Genomic DNA, 12,042 nt, shown 5'->3' with positions numbered 1-12,042 from the left:
CGACAGTAACCGAACTACAGGCACTCCCCCGTCGGTGAGCGGGCCCGTTCCCCCGTTCGGGGAGGACCCTTCGCGGGATCCGGACCGCCGTCCACCGGCACCCGCAGAATAAGCGCTACCCCGACCGGTACCGGCCCGTAACGTGCGCTCCCGGCCGTGGCGGCGCTCTCCTTCGGGCCGTTACCGACTCTGACGAGCACCTCTAACACCTCGCCATGGTGACTTGCCTCACACTTAAGGGCCCAGGGTGTCTCTGCCTCCAGAATGCGGCGAGTCCTCCCGGATATTCCCGGGAGGACTCGGCTCACGTCCTGAGCTCGGCCGTCACCTCCACCCTCCCGCAGTCCACCGCGTTCCATAACGGAACGGGAGCGCGGAGGCGACCCACCGATCTCGGCTCCGGACGCACACGGCACCTCGGTGCCGGTCGCGGGGACAACACCCCGGCCACGGCGTCCGCCTCACCCGGGAGTCCGGCTTCCCGCAGTCCACCGCGTTCCATAACGGAACGGGAGACCGCACTCCCCTGGTTCGGCGGGCGTCCGCGAACGGGCACCGCCCCGCTCAGGTCCTCTCGGACCCGTGCCGGCCCCTACAGGCCGACGCCGGCGGCACCCAGCAGGTCACCGACGGGGTCGACGGAAGGCATCTCGGCGGCCTCGGGCAGTTCGTCGGCGCGCTCCGGAGCGTGCTCCTGCACCGACTGGGCCGCGGTCTCGCTCAGGTCGTAGCCGACCGGCAGCATCTCGGAGACGGGAACCTCGGGCAGCTCGCCGACCACCGGCGCGCCGTCCAGGGCGGAGCTGTGCGCCTCGGTCCCGGCGCTCTGGTGGACGACCTTGGAGTCGCTGCCGGTGGAGGAGGCACCCGCCACACCCGCCACGGCGCCGACCGCGTTGCCCGCGACGTTCACCGGGACGTCGGCGTCGCCCACGAGCTGGTTGCCGCCGACCAGCGAACCGTTGCCGGAGGTCGCGATGTCGCGCTCGGCCTCCTTGACCACGGCGTCGCTGTCGGTGGCGGCCGCACCCGCGACCCCGCCGACGGCGCCGACCGCGTTGCCGGCCACGTTCACGGGCACGTCCAGGTCCAGGACGGCCTGGTTCCCGCCGAGCGCGGAGCCGTTGCCGGAGGTCGCGATGGACTGGTGCTCACGGACCGGGGCGGACTGGCGCAGGACGCCCGCGTCCACACCGGAGGTGTCGGGCAGGATCGAGGCGTTCTCGACCGCCTCGGTGACCACGTCGGTCGCGGTGAGCTGACCGGACTGGTGCTCGACGGGAGCGCTCTGGTGCTCACGGACGATCGCGTCGGCGTCGGTGGCGGCCGCACCCGCGACGCCGCCGACGGCGCCGATCGCGTTGCCGGAGACGTTCACGGGCACGTCCAGGTCGCCCACGAGCTGGTTGCCACCGATGAGCGAGCCGTTGCCGGAGGTCGCGACCTCGGGGTCGTCGTGCTTGTGGTGCTTGTGGCCGTGCCCGTCGTGCAGGACCTTGGCGTCGCTGCCGGTGGAGGAGGCACCCGCGACGCCGCCCACGGCGCCGACCGCGTTGCCCGTGACGTTCACCGGGACGTCGCCGTCGACGACCAGCTGGTTGCCGCCCAGGACCGAGCCGTTGCCCGAGGTGTGCACCTCGTCGTGGTGGTGGTCGATCACCTTGGCGTCGGAGCCGGTGCTGGAGGCACCCGCCATCCCGGCCACGGCGCCGACGGCGTTGCCGGTGACGTTGACGGGGACGTCCGCGTTGAGGACCGCCTGGTTGCCACCCAGCACGGAACCGTTGCCGCTGGTGGCCGCGTCGGTGTCGGCGAAGGCGACGCCGCTGCCCAGGGCGACGAAGCCGGCCGCCATGAGCACGGACTTCGCGGAGGTGCTAGCCCACTTACGCATGTGGGAAGTCCTTTCGAAAAACGAGTTGATGAGAAGGTGTCGTGCACGGGCCACAGGCCGTTCCACACCCCTGGGTGGGGCGCGGGCCTTCGGCCGGGGCCGGGGATCATCCGGTCGGCTCCGCACCTGGTCGGTACGTGGTCTGCCGGTCTGTTGGGTGCGGTCTCGTCACGTCTGCGCTGGCTGCGTACGGACGCTCACACCCCGTCGATCAGCTCCGCTCTGGTTGAGCGGCGGCTGACGTGAACCCCGAGCACGTGGCCTCGGCCGGTGCTGCGGGACTCGCGTCAACCCCCGGGCCGCACGGCCCGGGCGGCTGATCAGACCCGGTTCCTGCGGCGCCTGCCGAAGAGCAGGAGCCCTGCGCCGGCGGCGACCGCGAGGACAGCGGCAGCGACCAGCCCGACGAGGGCGCTCTGGTCGGCACCGGTGACCGCGAGGCGGCTCTCGTCGGCGGGCGGGGCGGACGGGGAGGCGGACTCGGAGGGCTGTTCGGAGCTCTCCTCCTCCGTCTGTTCCTCGCGGTCCTCCTCTTCTTCCTCCTCCGGGGCCTCCTCCTCGGGGCTCTCCTCTGGAGCCTCCTCCTCGGGGGACTCCTCGGGGCTCTCCTCCTCCGGCTCCTCTTCTTCCTCCTCGTCCTCTTCGGGGTCGTAGCCGTCGTAGCCCGGGTGGGGGTCGGAGGGGGCGTCGGTCACCTTGGCGTCGCTGCCGGTGCAGTCGGCGCCGGCCATACCGAGTACCGCGATGGAGTTCCCGCAGGCGTTGATCGGGGCGTCGAGGTCGAGCTCCACCTGGTTGCCTCCGCCGATCGACCCGTTACCGCTGGTCGTGGTGTCGGCGTGGGCGATGCCGTGGGTGGTGGCGATCAGACCTGCGGCCACGATGGTGGCGAATCGGAGATGGGTTGACTGGGTCATCGGCTGTCCTTTGGTCGACGAGGAGGTCTACTGGCTACTCGTGTGACCGCGGACGGATTCCCGGCATGGGAGCCAAGGGAAGGAGAGCACGCCCACCGAGAAGGGGTGAGGCGGCTGTGCGCAGGGCGCACGGACCGGCCGCGGTCTGGAGCGCGACTAGTCGGGGGAGAAGGAGGGGTCGTCCGCGGCGTCGCGGACAACCAGGGTGGGGTCGCCGGGCAGGGCGACCCGCTGGGCCCGGAGCACCATGTGACCGGCGCGGGCCATCAGGAAACCGGCTGCGCCGGGTGCCGGGAAGGACGGGGCGGAGGCACCGGTGGCGTCCGGCCCGACCTGGTGGTGGGAGCCGCCGCCGATGAGGCGGATGCGCTCGGCCGAGTCGTCCTCGGAGTCCGCGCGGTCCTCGCTCTGGGCGGCCTCGTTGGCCACCCGCCAGGAGGTCTCGGCGACGTGGGCGGCGACATCACCGTCGACACGCACCACACGACCGTCCCGGTCGCCGCTGTCCCGCTCGTCCCGTTCCCGGTCGCCGCGCTCGTCCTCGTCCGCCTCGGCGTCGGAACGCTCCTCGGCGGGCGCGGCCGCGGGCTCCTCCGCGGAGCCCAGGATCGGCAGGCCCAGGGGCCCGCCGGACTCGGTCGCGGACTCGATCCGGTCCTGGCCGACCGTTTCGGTCAGACCCTCGGTGACGCCGTCGACCAGTGTGGTCTCACGCAGGGACTCGTCCGTGGACTCGACCACGTCCTGCCCGGTGCGGGCGACCCCGGTGACGAGGCCGGTGGCCCCGCGCGCCGTGTGGTCGACGGTCTGACCGGTGTCGTGGACCATCTCGTTGGCGACCGTGCCGACCGTGCTCTCCTCGATGGTGGAGGTGGCTCGGGACGCGGTCTCGGAGATCCGGGCCTGACGGAGTTCGTCGGCGGCCTGACCGGCGCGTTCGGTGATCTCACCGACGCCCAGGACGTCGCCCCCGAGTCCGCTGGGCTCGGGGGAGGTCTCGCTGTGCGCGACACCCACTCCCCCGGCCAGCCAGGCCACGGCGACGATGCCGGACAGGAGCAGCAAGCGGGCGTAGAAGCCACGGGCGTCACGAGCAGCGCGGCTGGAGGAAACCAACCACCCTCGGCTCGCGAGCACCATGGATGCCCCTTCGTTTCGCTACTGCTGGACGGTCCCGTGCGGCGGCGCCGCTGACGGTCGTACGACGGGGCTCCGAAAACAGGAACACCGTCGAACCCAAAGCAACCGTAGCATCACGTTGGGTTATCAGGGGTCGAAAAACAAACCGCGCCGAGAGTTTCTCAGCGCGGTTCGTCCGGTTCTGTAGGACTTGCCCCGGAAGATTCGGCCGGGTTTTCGGTCAGCCCAGTCGGTCAGCTCATGCCGACGAAGCGGTCCAGCACACGGACCCCGAACTGGAGCCCGTCCACCGGAACGCGCTCGTCGACACCGTGGAACATGCCGGCGAAGTCCAGCTCCGGCGGCAGCTTCAGCGGGGCGAAACCGTAGTTGCGCACCCCCAGGCGGGAGAAGCTCTTGGCGTCCGTACCGCCCGACAGGCAGTAGGGGACGGCCTTGGCACCCGGGTCCTCGGCCAGCAGGGACTCCGACATCGCGTTGACCAGACCGCCGTCGAACCCGGTCTCCACCGCGGGCAGGTGGTGGATGAACTCGCGGCTGACCTTCGGGCCGAGCAGCTCGTCGATCCTGGCGAAGTACTCCTCCTCGGTCCCGGGCAGGAAGCGCCCGTCGACCTGGGCGGTGGCCTCACCCGGGATGACGTTGGCCTTGTATCCGCCGCCCAGGACCGTCGGGTTGAGGGTGTTGCGCAGCGTGGCACCGATCATCTTGGCGATCGGGCCCAGCCTGGCCACCGTGGCGTCCACGTCCCCCTCGTCGAAGGGGATCCGAAACTCCTCGCAGATCTCCTCCAGGAAGGTCCGCACGGTCGGGGTGAGCTGCACCGGGAACTCGTGCCGGCCCAGCCGCGCAACCGCCTCGGCCAGTTCGGTGACGGCGTTGTCCCGGTTGGTCATCGAACCGTGCCCGGCGGTACCGCGCGCGGTGAGCTTCATCCACGCGATGCCCTTCTCCGCGGTCTCCACCAGGTAGAGGCGCCGGTTCTCGTTGACCGTGAAGGAGAAACCGCCGACCTCACTGATCGCGGAGTCGCAGTCGGCGAACAGTTCGGGGTGCTCGTCCACCAGGTACTGGGCGCCCCAGGTACCGCCCGCCTCCTCGTCGGCGAGGAAGGCCAGCACGATGTCCCTCGGCGGCCTGCGCCCCTCGCGCAACCGCTGGCGCAGCATCGCCAGGACCATCGCGTTCATGTTCTTCATGTCGACCGCGCCGCGGCCCCACACACAGCCGTCGGCGACCTCACCGGCGAAGGGGTGGTGCGTCCAGTCCTCCGGTGCCGCCGGGACCACGTCGAGGTGGCCGTGGATCAGCAGCGGCGGCCGCGAGGAGTCCTCACCCGTGATCCGCGCCACCACGTTGCTGCGTCCGGGGTGCTTCTCGTAGATCCGCGACTCCACCCCGACCTCGTCGAGCCTGCCCGCGACGTACTCCGCGGCCTTGCGCTCCCCCGGCCCGGAATGGTCGCCGTAGTTGGAGGTGTCGATCTCGATGAGCTCCCGGCACAGGTCGGCGACCTCCGCCTCACCCGCGCTCGGACCCCTGTCTGGTTCCACCATCTGGCTCTCCCGTCTCCGGCCGCACCTTTCGACCTAGACACTGCCACGAGCACCCCCCACCGGAAAACTGGTTCGGGCGCCCCCAGACCTTTGCTATGGTTAAACCTGTTCGGCGCAACAGAAGCCGAACGACCCGGTCCGGGTGGCGGAATAGGTAGACGCGCTAGCTTGAGGTGCTAGTGGCCGTTAAGGCTGTGGGGGTTCAAGTCCCCCCTCGGACACAGGATGAAGGCCCCGCAGCGCGGGGCCTTTTTTCGTTTCCGGGGACTTCCGCGTCCTGCTCCCGGGCCCCTCCTCCCCCCGGCCGGCCCCTGTCCCCGCTCCCGGACCCGTGGCGCGCGCCCGAAGCGGCCCCATCGGCGAAACGACCCGTTGGCACACGGCACCCGTTGTCCCCGCCCGGAGACCGGCATACCGTCACGGAGCGGCCGCCGATCCCCCCGCAACGAGGAGGCCCCTGTGAGCATCAACGCGCACCGCCTGAGAGCGATCGTCGCACTCGCCGTCAGCGGAGTACTCACCGCCGCCACGGCCTCGGCCGTGTCCGCCGAGGAGACATCCCTGATCCCGGTACCCGTACCCGACGTCCGGGGTCCGCTCCCCGGCGGGCTCCCCGGGGACCCCGGGGCGGACGACATCGAGGACACCTACCCCTTCTTCGCCACGACCGAGGACCTCGACTCCCACGGCTACGTGGAGGAGGAATTCGTGGTCTCGGGGAGCGCGAACCGCTACTCCGGCGGCGAGGCGGTCTCGTCCCACCCCTACGAGACCCGGCTGCTGGTCCGCCGACCGGCCGAACAGCGCGACTCCAACGGAACGGTCCTGGCCGAATGGCAGAACGTCACGGCAGGCAACGACCTGGACGCCCTGTGGGGGCCGAGCGCGGAGCACATCATGCGCTCCGGATACACGTGGGTGGGCGTCTCCGCGCAGAACGTGGGCGTCGCCCAACTGGCGGAGTGGAGCCCGGCCCGCTACGGCGACCTCGACGTCACCGACGGCGGCACCGTCGGTGACGACCAGCTCTCCTACGACGTCTTCTCCCAGTCGGCCCAGGCCCTGCGCGCGTCCGGAAAACTCACCGGCGGGATCGAGCACGACCAGATCCTGGCCATCGGCGCCTCGCAGTCGGCGCAGCGCATGACGGCCTACTACGAGCAGGTGCTGCCGCTGACCGAACCGGTCTTCGACGGTTACGCCTTCATGGTGGGAAACGCGCCGGCCTCCCCGGACCGTCCGGAACCCGTCTTCCAGGTGCTGTCGGAGACCGACGCGGCGGCCATCCCCGCGGCGCGGGACAGCGACACCTTCCGGCGCTGGGAGGTGGCCGGGACCTCCCACTCGGCCTGGGCGGGCCGGATGGCCCGCGTGGACCAGGAGGAGCGCGACCTGGGCGGACAGCCCGACTACTCCTGTGCGAAACCGCCGTTCAGCCGGGTACCGCTGCACCACGCCTTCAACGCCTCCTACGACCACCTGAGCTCCTGGGCCCGCGGCTCGGAACAACCTCCGGGGGCGGAGCCGATCGAGCGGACCGAACTCGGACGCGTCGTGCGCGACGAGGACGGGTTCGCGCTCGGGGGCATCCGACTCTCCCAGGTGGAGGCGCCCCGTGCGCTGAACACCGGCGCGAACGCACCGGTGGACGAGGAGAGCTTCTTCTGTGTGCTGTTCGGATCGCACCAGCCGTTCGACGAGGCGGAGCTCGCGGAGCGCTACCCGAGCCACGGCCACTACGTGTCGGCGGTGAACCGGAGGGAGAGCGAGAACCTTCGCCGGGGCTACGTCACCCGGGAGGACTCCCGGGAGAACCGGCGGGAGGCCGCCCGCCCTTGAAGCGCGCACGCCCCGCCGCGGCCGGACCCGAGCCCTCCCGGGTCCGGCCGTCCCCGAACGGATCAGGCCAACCGGGCGGCCAGTTCGCGCAGGGCCCCGGTGCCGATGGGCTCTCGTCCGTTCAGGGCCAGTTCGACGGTGCCCTGTTCCCCGAAGCGTTCGCGGACCTGTTCGAGGACGTCGGGGTCGGCGTCCGCCGGGACCTGGTTGACCACCACGGTCCCCAGGCGAAAGCCCGTCTCCGCGAGCTCGCCGGCGGCGCGGTCGGTCTCGGCGAGGACCATCCGGCGGGGCACCAGGACCAGCCTGACCTCGGCGTCCTCCCGCAGGCGCCGCGCGGCCCGGTCCAGTTTGCGGCGCCTGGCGTGCAACCTCTCCAGCAGGGGGTCGTCCCCGTCCTCCTGGGAGCCGCCCACCACACCGACGGCGAAGCGGTCGGCGTCGACGGCGCGTTCGCGCTGGCGGACCAGCCCCTGGACCCAGGGGGCCAGGAGTTCGGGCAGGTGCAGCAGGCGCAACAGGTGGCCGGTGGGCGCGCTGTCCACCACCAGGCGGTCCCACGTGCCGGGGACCTCCTCCATGGCGTCCATGAGCAGGTCGGCCAGCGCGGACTCGGCCATCCCCGGCCCGGCGGCCGCGTGTTCGAGGTGCCGGGAGACGGCGGGCAGGATCTCGCTGGGGAGGGCGGCACCGGCGTCGTCACTGATCTGCCGGACCCGTCGGCGCAGGGCCGCCTCCGCGTCGGGCTCCCGGGCCCAGAGGTTCTCGACGACCCGGACCGGCCGGTCCCCGAGGGGGACGTCGAGGGCGTCACCGAGAGAGTGTGCGGGGTCGGTGGACACCAGCAGGGTGCGCAGGCCCTCGTCGGCCAGGCGCAGTGCGTACGCGGCTGCCATGGTGGTCTTGCCGACACCACCCTTGCCGCCGAAGAACACGATGGGCGGTGGCCCGCTCGGGCCCCGGGGCGGCTCCTGGCGCCGTCTGCCGAACCTCAACAGCACACCCCCGGCCCGCCAAAATCGTCACTCCCCATGCGCTGATGCCATTCGTGCAGGTCAGCAACCATGTAGGGGATGAGGTCGAGGGTCTCGTAGGAGACCGGCCCCTCCACGCCCAGAGTCTCCAGGAGCAGCAGGGCCCGCAGGGTGTCCTCCTGGGTGCGTGCCTCCCGGCGAAGTTCCTGACGCCACCGCGAGGCGAAGACCTCGTCGTGGAGGGCCTCCACCCGTTTCCAGGCCTCCCGTGCGCGGGAGAGCACGCCCTGCGGATCCACGGTCCTGCTCCTCCTTCGGGTTCGGGGTGTCGGCAACCGCCCGCCCCGCGGGTGACGGGTTCCGAGCGCCGCCATGATCCCGTTTCCGCGCTCGTCACCCGGCGGGATCGCGGTCGAGGAGGATGGGTTAGGGTCAGCAGAAATTAACATGCGGCATTCCTCACACATAAGGCCCGGCCTTGACTGACCTCATCACGGTTTGGCAGCGGTCAACCGTCGCCGAACTCAGTTGGACCACCGCCTCCGGCCCTTCGGGGATCCCCGTGGTCCCGCTGGTGTGGCGCGGCAGACCGTGTGCCGCCCTGCCCTACTCCATGGCCGAAACCGCCCTCTCCCTGCGTGGCCGACGCGTCGCCTTCAGCGTGAGCGCCGAGGACGCGGGGGGCCGGACCGCGGTGGTCGGTACCGGCCCCGTGGAGGTGTTCGAGGACGTCGAGGGAACCGAGTTCGTCGAGCACATGGTGGAGCAGGAGGCGGTCAAGCACCCGCCCACCCGGCTGCGCGCGGACAGCCTCATGGCCCGCCGGGAGAACTGGTGGTGGGTGCCCCGCCTGCTCGTGTCCCTGATCTCGGTCGAGGAGCAGCACGAACCGCGTCCGAGAACGCGCGCCGGTGACGCCCTGCTGGTGCGCGACCGGGCGGGCTCCCCGGAGGTCGGGGTGGTCACGGCCGAGGACTGGTCGGACCGCTCGGCACGGAGCATCGGACTGTGGTCCCGGGAGGGCGGTCTGCTGGAGGGTGCGCAGGAGCCGGTCTTCGTGTTCGCCCACCAGTACAGTCCCGACTTCGAGCGGTGGGAGCGGTGGTCCCGGTCTGGTCGGCTCGACGGGGAGACCCTGGTCGTGGACGGTGTCGAGGGCGCCCCGACCGGAACGGACCCCTCGGGCCCGCTACAGCCGTACCGGTTGCTCGAACGCCTCTCGAACCACCGCTCCCTGGCCCGGGCCTGTCGGTCGGGTATCACCGCGGCGGAGTCCCGCCTGGCCCCCTGACCCCCGGGACCAGGGGGAACGGGCGGATAGAATGCCCCGGTACCGCCGGACGGGAAGAAACGCGCATGGGGAATCTGAACAGCGAGCTCTTCGCGGCGATCGACAGCGTCGCGGACGGGGCCGAGGAACACGAGCTGGCCGCGTCCGTCCAGGAACTCATGCGTCAGTACCGGAGCAGGGTCGACCCCCGGGACCAGGTTCTCGCCTCGGACACCGACGTCGTCGCCTACGCCGCCTATCGGCTCCCCGCCACCTTCTCCGCCGCGCGGTCAGCCTTCGAGTCGGCGGCGTCCTCGATGCCCGGGTTCGCACCGAACACCCACCTCGACGTCGGCGGGGGTATGGGGGCGGCCGTGTGGGCTGCTTCCTCGGTATGGCCGTCCTTGCGCTCCATCACCGTCCTGGAGCAGTCGGCCCCGGCGATCAGGCTCGGCAGACGGATCGCCCGCAGGTCCACGGCCTCCGCGGTCAGTGGCTCGGAGTGGGAACGCTTCCGGCTCACCGGCGCCGTGCCCGACGGCCCCCGCGTGGACCTGGCCACCATGTCCTACGTGCTCAACGAGCTGCCCCCGCAGGTCCAGGAGGACGTGGTGCGCTCCCTGGCCCGGCGCGCGGGGGCCGTCGTCCTGGTCGAGCCCGGCACCCCGGAGGGCTACGAACGCATCATCGCCGCCCGGACGGTGCTCACCTCGGAGGGCAAGTCCGTAGCCGCGCCCTGCCCGCACGGGCACGCCTGCCCCATCACCCCGGGCGAGGACTGGTGCCATTTCTCCGAGCGGCTCAACCGTTCCGGGATCCAGCGCAGGCTCAAGTTCGGCACCCTGGGCTTCGAGGACGAGAAGTACTCGTTCGTGGCCGCCACGTCCGAACCCGTCGAACGCCCGGCCGGCCGGGTCCTGCGCCACCCCCACAAACGCAAGGGCCTGGTCTCGCTGAATTTGTGCACCGACGCCCCGGGGGTCGAGGAACGGCTCGTGTCCAAGCGCCAGGGCCGGACCTACCGCGCGGCCCGCAAGGCCGAGTGGGGCGACGGCTGGCCGCCGCCGGAGGAAACCGGGCACTGAACGCCGACGCAGGGGCGGGCCCGGTGACTGTTCGGATTCCTTCCAATGAAACATTGGCAGGATGATCGATCGCTACACCCTCCCGGAGATGGGCCGCGTCTTCAGCGACGCCCACAAGTACGAGCTCTGGTGCCAGGTGGAGACACTGGTCCTCGAAGCCCAGGCCGAGGCGGGAATCGTCCCCTCCGACGCTGTGCCGCCGGTCCGCGCGGCACCCGCGCCCACCCCTGGACAGGTCCTGGAGGTCGAGAAACGCACCCAGCACGACGTCATCGCCTTCCTCACCGCCTGGGCGGACAACACACACCCGCGGGAGGCGGCCGCCTGGGTCCACTACGGCATGACCTCGTCCGACCTCGTGGACACCGCGTTCGGCGTGCAGCTGGTCGAGGCCACGGACCTCCTCCTGGCCAAGGCCGACACGCTGGTGGCCGCTCTGCGTGACCACGCGCTCGAACACCGGGACAGCCTGCGGGTCGGGCGTACCCATGGAATCCACGGAGAGCCAGACGTGTGGGGCCACCGCGTGGCCGACTTCGCCTTCGGCCTCGCCCGTTCGCGTGAGCGCCTTCGACGGGCGCGGGAGGCGGTCGGTCTGGTCGCGCTCTCCGGACCGATGGGGACCTACGCCAACATCGATCCGGAGATCGAACGCCGGGTCGCGGAGAAACTGGGGTCGCGGCCCGCGGACGTGTCCACCCAGGTGGTCATGCGCGACGGGATCGCCGAGTGGGTGTCCTGCCTGGCGATCATGGCGACCGTCTGCGAGGCGTTCGCCCTGGAGATCCGCCACGGGCAGCGCACCGAGGTCCGGGAACTCCGCGAACCGTTCGCCCGGGGGCAGAAGGGCTCCAGCGCCATGCCGCACAAGAGGAACCCGGTCATGGCGGAACGGGTGTGCGGTCTGGCACGTGTCGTCCGCGCCCAGATCGTCCCCGTACTGGAGGGGATACCGCTGTGGCACGAGCGCGACATCTCGCACTCGTCGACGGAGCGCATCGCCCTTCCGGACGCGGCACTCGCGACCGACTACCTGCTGCACCTGACCACACAGCTGGTCACCGGACTCGTGGTGGACACCGACCGGATGAGGGCCAACATCGACCTCACCCACGGCCTGATCTACTCCTCGACGGTCGTCTCCGAGCTGATCGAGGCGGGCCGCTCCCGGGAGGACGTCTACGCTCTGGTGCAGGCGGCCGCCATGCGGACCTGGGAGAACGAGACGCCCTTCCGGGAGTCCCTGCGGAAGGAGGCTGCCGCCCGGGGTGTCGGCCTCGACGAGGAGCGCCTGGACGAACTCTGCCGACCAGAGCGGTTCGTCCAACGGCTGTCCGGAGTGTTCGACCGGGTCGCGGCCCTCTGAA

10 protein-coding genes and 1 tRNA gene are annotated in these 12,042 nt (G+C 71.2%); 5 read left to right on the top strand and 6 right to left on the bottom strand.

The window, feature by feature from the left end; genetic code table 11:
• Positions 1-592: 592 nt before the first annotated feature.
• The 4 genes from ACUKCB_RS24165 to ACUKCB_RS24150 all read right to left on the bottom strand — a co-directional run bounded on the left by ACUKCB_RS24165 (position 593) and on the right by ACUKCB_RS24150 (position 5,507).
• The gene (locus tag ACUKCB_RS24165) at positions 593-1,894 is read right to left on the bottom strand and encodes a hypothetical protein (RefSeq protein WP_473037886.1); all 1,302 of its coding nucleotides are present in this window, start codon (positions 1,892-1,894) and stop codon (positions 593-595) included.
• Between the two features lie 320 nt (positions 1,895-2,214).
• Positions 2,215-2,811 carry a chaplin family protein gene (locus ACUKCB_RS24160; RefSeq protein ID WP_473037885.1) on the bottom strand — a complete coding sequence of 199 codons (597 nt, stop codon included), beginning with the start codon at positions 2,809-2,811 and terminating at the stop codon, positions 2,215-2,217.
• Between the two features lie 156 nt (positions 2,812-2,967).
• A complete protein-coding gene (locus ACUKCB_RS24155; RefSeq protein ID WP_473037884.1) occupies positions 2,968-3,951 on the bottom strand; it encodes a hypothetical protein in 984 nt (327 codons plus the stop codon).
• Between the two features lie 233 nt (positions 3,952-4,184).
• Positions 4,185-5,507, bottom strand: a complete 1,323-nt coding sequence (locus ACUKCB_RS24150; RefSeq protein ID WP_473037883.1) for a M20/M25/M40 family metallo-hydrolase — start codon at positions 5,505-5,507, stop codon at positions 4,185-4,187.
• A 136-nt stretch (positions 5,508-5,643) separates the two neighbouring features.
• On the opposite strand from ACUKCB_RS24150, the gene ACUKCB_RS24145 reads away from it, so the two are divergent.
• A tRNA-Leu gene (locus ACUKCB_RS24145) sits at positions 5,644-5,728 on the top strand.
• Positions 5,729-5,966: 238 nt separating this feature from the next.
• Positions 5,967-7,346 (top strand): alpha/beta hydrolase domain-containing protein, encoded by a 1,380-nt coding sequence (locus ACUKCB_RS24140; RefSeq protein ID WP_473037882.1) that lies wholly within the window; start codon positions 5,967-5,969, stop codon positions 7,344-7,346.
• 62 nt (positions 7,347-7,408) lie between these two features.
• On the opposite strand, the gene ACUKCB_RS24135 is transcribed toward ACUKCB_RS24140, so the two are convergent.
• Together ACUKCB_RS24135 and ACUKCB_RS24130 are read right to left on the bottom strand one after the other, a co-directional pair.
• Complete coding sequence (locus ACUKCB_RS24135) at positions 7,409-8,347, bottom strand: ArsA family ATPase (RefSeq protein ID WP_473037881.1); 939 nt, start codon at positions 8,345-8,347, stop codon at positions 7,409-7,411.
• On the bottom strand, positions 8,338-8,619 hold the full coding sequence (locus tag ACUKCB_RS24130; protein WP_452542474.1) for a cory-CC-star protein: 282 nt from the start codon (positions 8,617-8,619) through the stop codon (positions 8,338-8,340). The genes ACUKCB_RS24135 and ACUKCB_RS24130 overlap by 10 nt, the downstream gene beginning before the upstream one ends.
• Positions 8,620-8,798: 179 nt before the next feature.
• Between ACUKCB_RS24130 and ACUKCB_RS24125 the strand changes: the two genes are divergently transcribed.
• From ACUKCB_RS24125 to purB, 3 genes are all read left to right on the top strand, one after another.
• Positions 8,799-9,611 carry a hypothetical protein gene (locus ACUKCB_RS24125; RefSeq protein ID WP_473037880.1) on the top strand — a complete coding sequence of 271 codons (813 nt, stop codon included), beginning with the start codon at positions 8,799-8,801 and terminating at the stop codon, positions 9,609-9,611.
• Positions 9,612-9,676: 65 nt separating this feature from the next.
• On the top strand, positions 9,677-10,675 hold the full coding sequence (locus tag ACUKCB_RS24120; protein ID WP_473037879.1) for a small ribosomal subunit Rsm22 family protein: 999 nt from the start codon (positions 9,677-9,679) through the stop codon (positions 10,673-10,675).
• Positions 10,676-10,736: 61 nt separating this feature from the next.
• A complete protein-coding gene (purB, locus tag ACUKCB_RS24115; protein WP_473037878.1) occupies positions 10,737-12,041 on the top strand; it encodes an adenylosuccinate lyase in 1,305 nt (434 codons plus the stop codon).
• Position 12,042 lies beyond the last annotated feature (1 nt).

Source organism: Nocardiopsis moroccensis, assembly GCF_055763695.1.
The sequence above is the reverse complement of the archived record's forward strand: the minus strand, read 5'-3'. Positions and strand labels throughout refer to the sequence as shown.

Excerpts from the sequence above, each read along its gene's own strand:
- ACUKCB_RS24165 (WP_473037886.1), bottom strand. The coding sequence starts at position 1,894 with ATGCGTAAGTGGGCTAGCACCTCCGCGAAGTCCGTGCTCATGGCGGCC.
- ACUKCB_RS24160 (WP_473037885.1), bottom strand. The coding sequence starts at position 2,811 with ATGACCCAGTCAACCCATCTCCGATTCGCCACCATCGTGGCCGCAGGT.
- ACUKCB_RS24155 (WP_473037884.1), bottom strand. The coding sequence starts at position 3,951 with ATGGTGCTCGCGAGCCGAGGGTGGTTGGTTTCCTCCAGCCGCGCTGCT.
- ACUKCB_RS24150 (WP_473037883.1), bottom strand. The coding sequence starts at position 5,507 with ATGGTGGAACCAGACAGGGGTCCGAGCGCGGGTGAGGCGGAGGTCGCC.
- ACUKCB_RS24120 (WP_473037879.1), top strand. The coding sequence starts at position 9,677 with ATGGGGAATCTGAACAGCGAGCTCTTCGCGGCGATCGACAGCGTCGCG.
- purB (WP_473037878.1), top strand. The coding sequence starts at position 10,737 with ATGATCGATCGCTACACCCTCCCGGAGATGGGCCGCGTCTTCAGCGAC.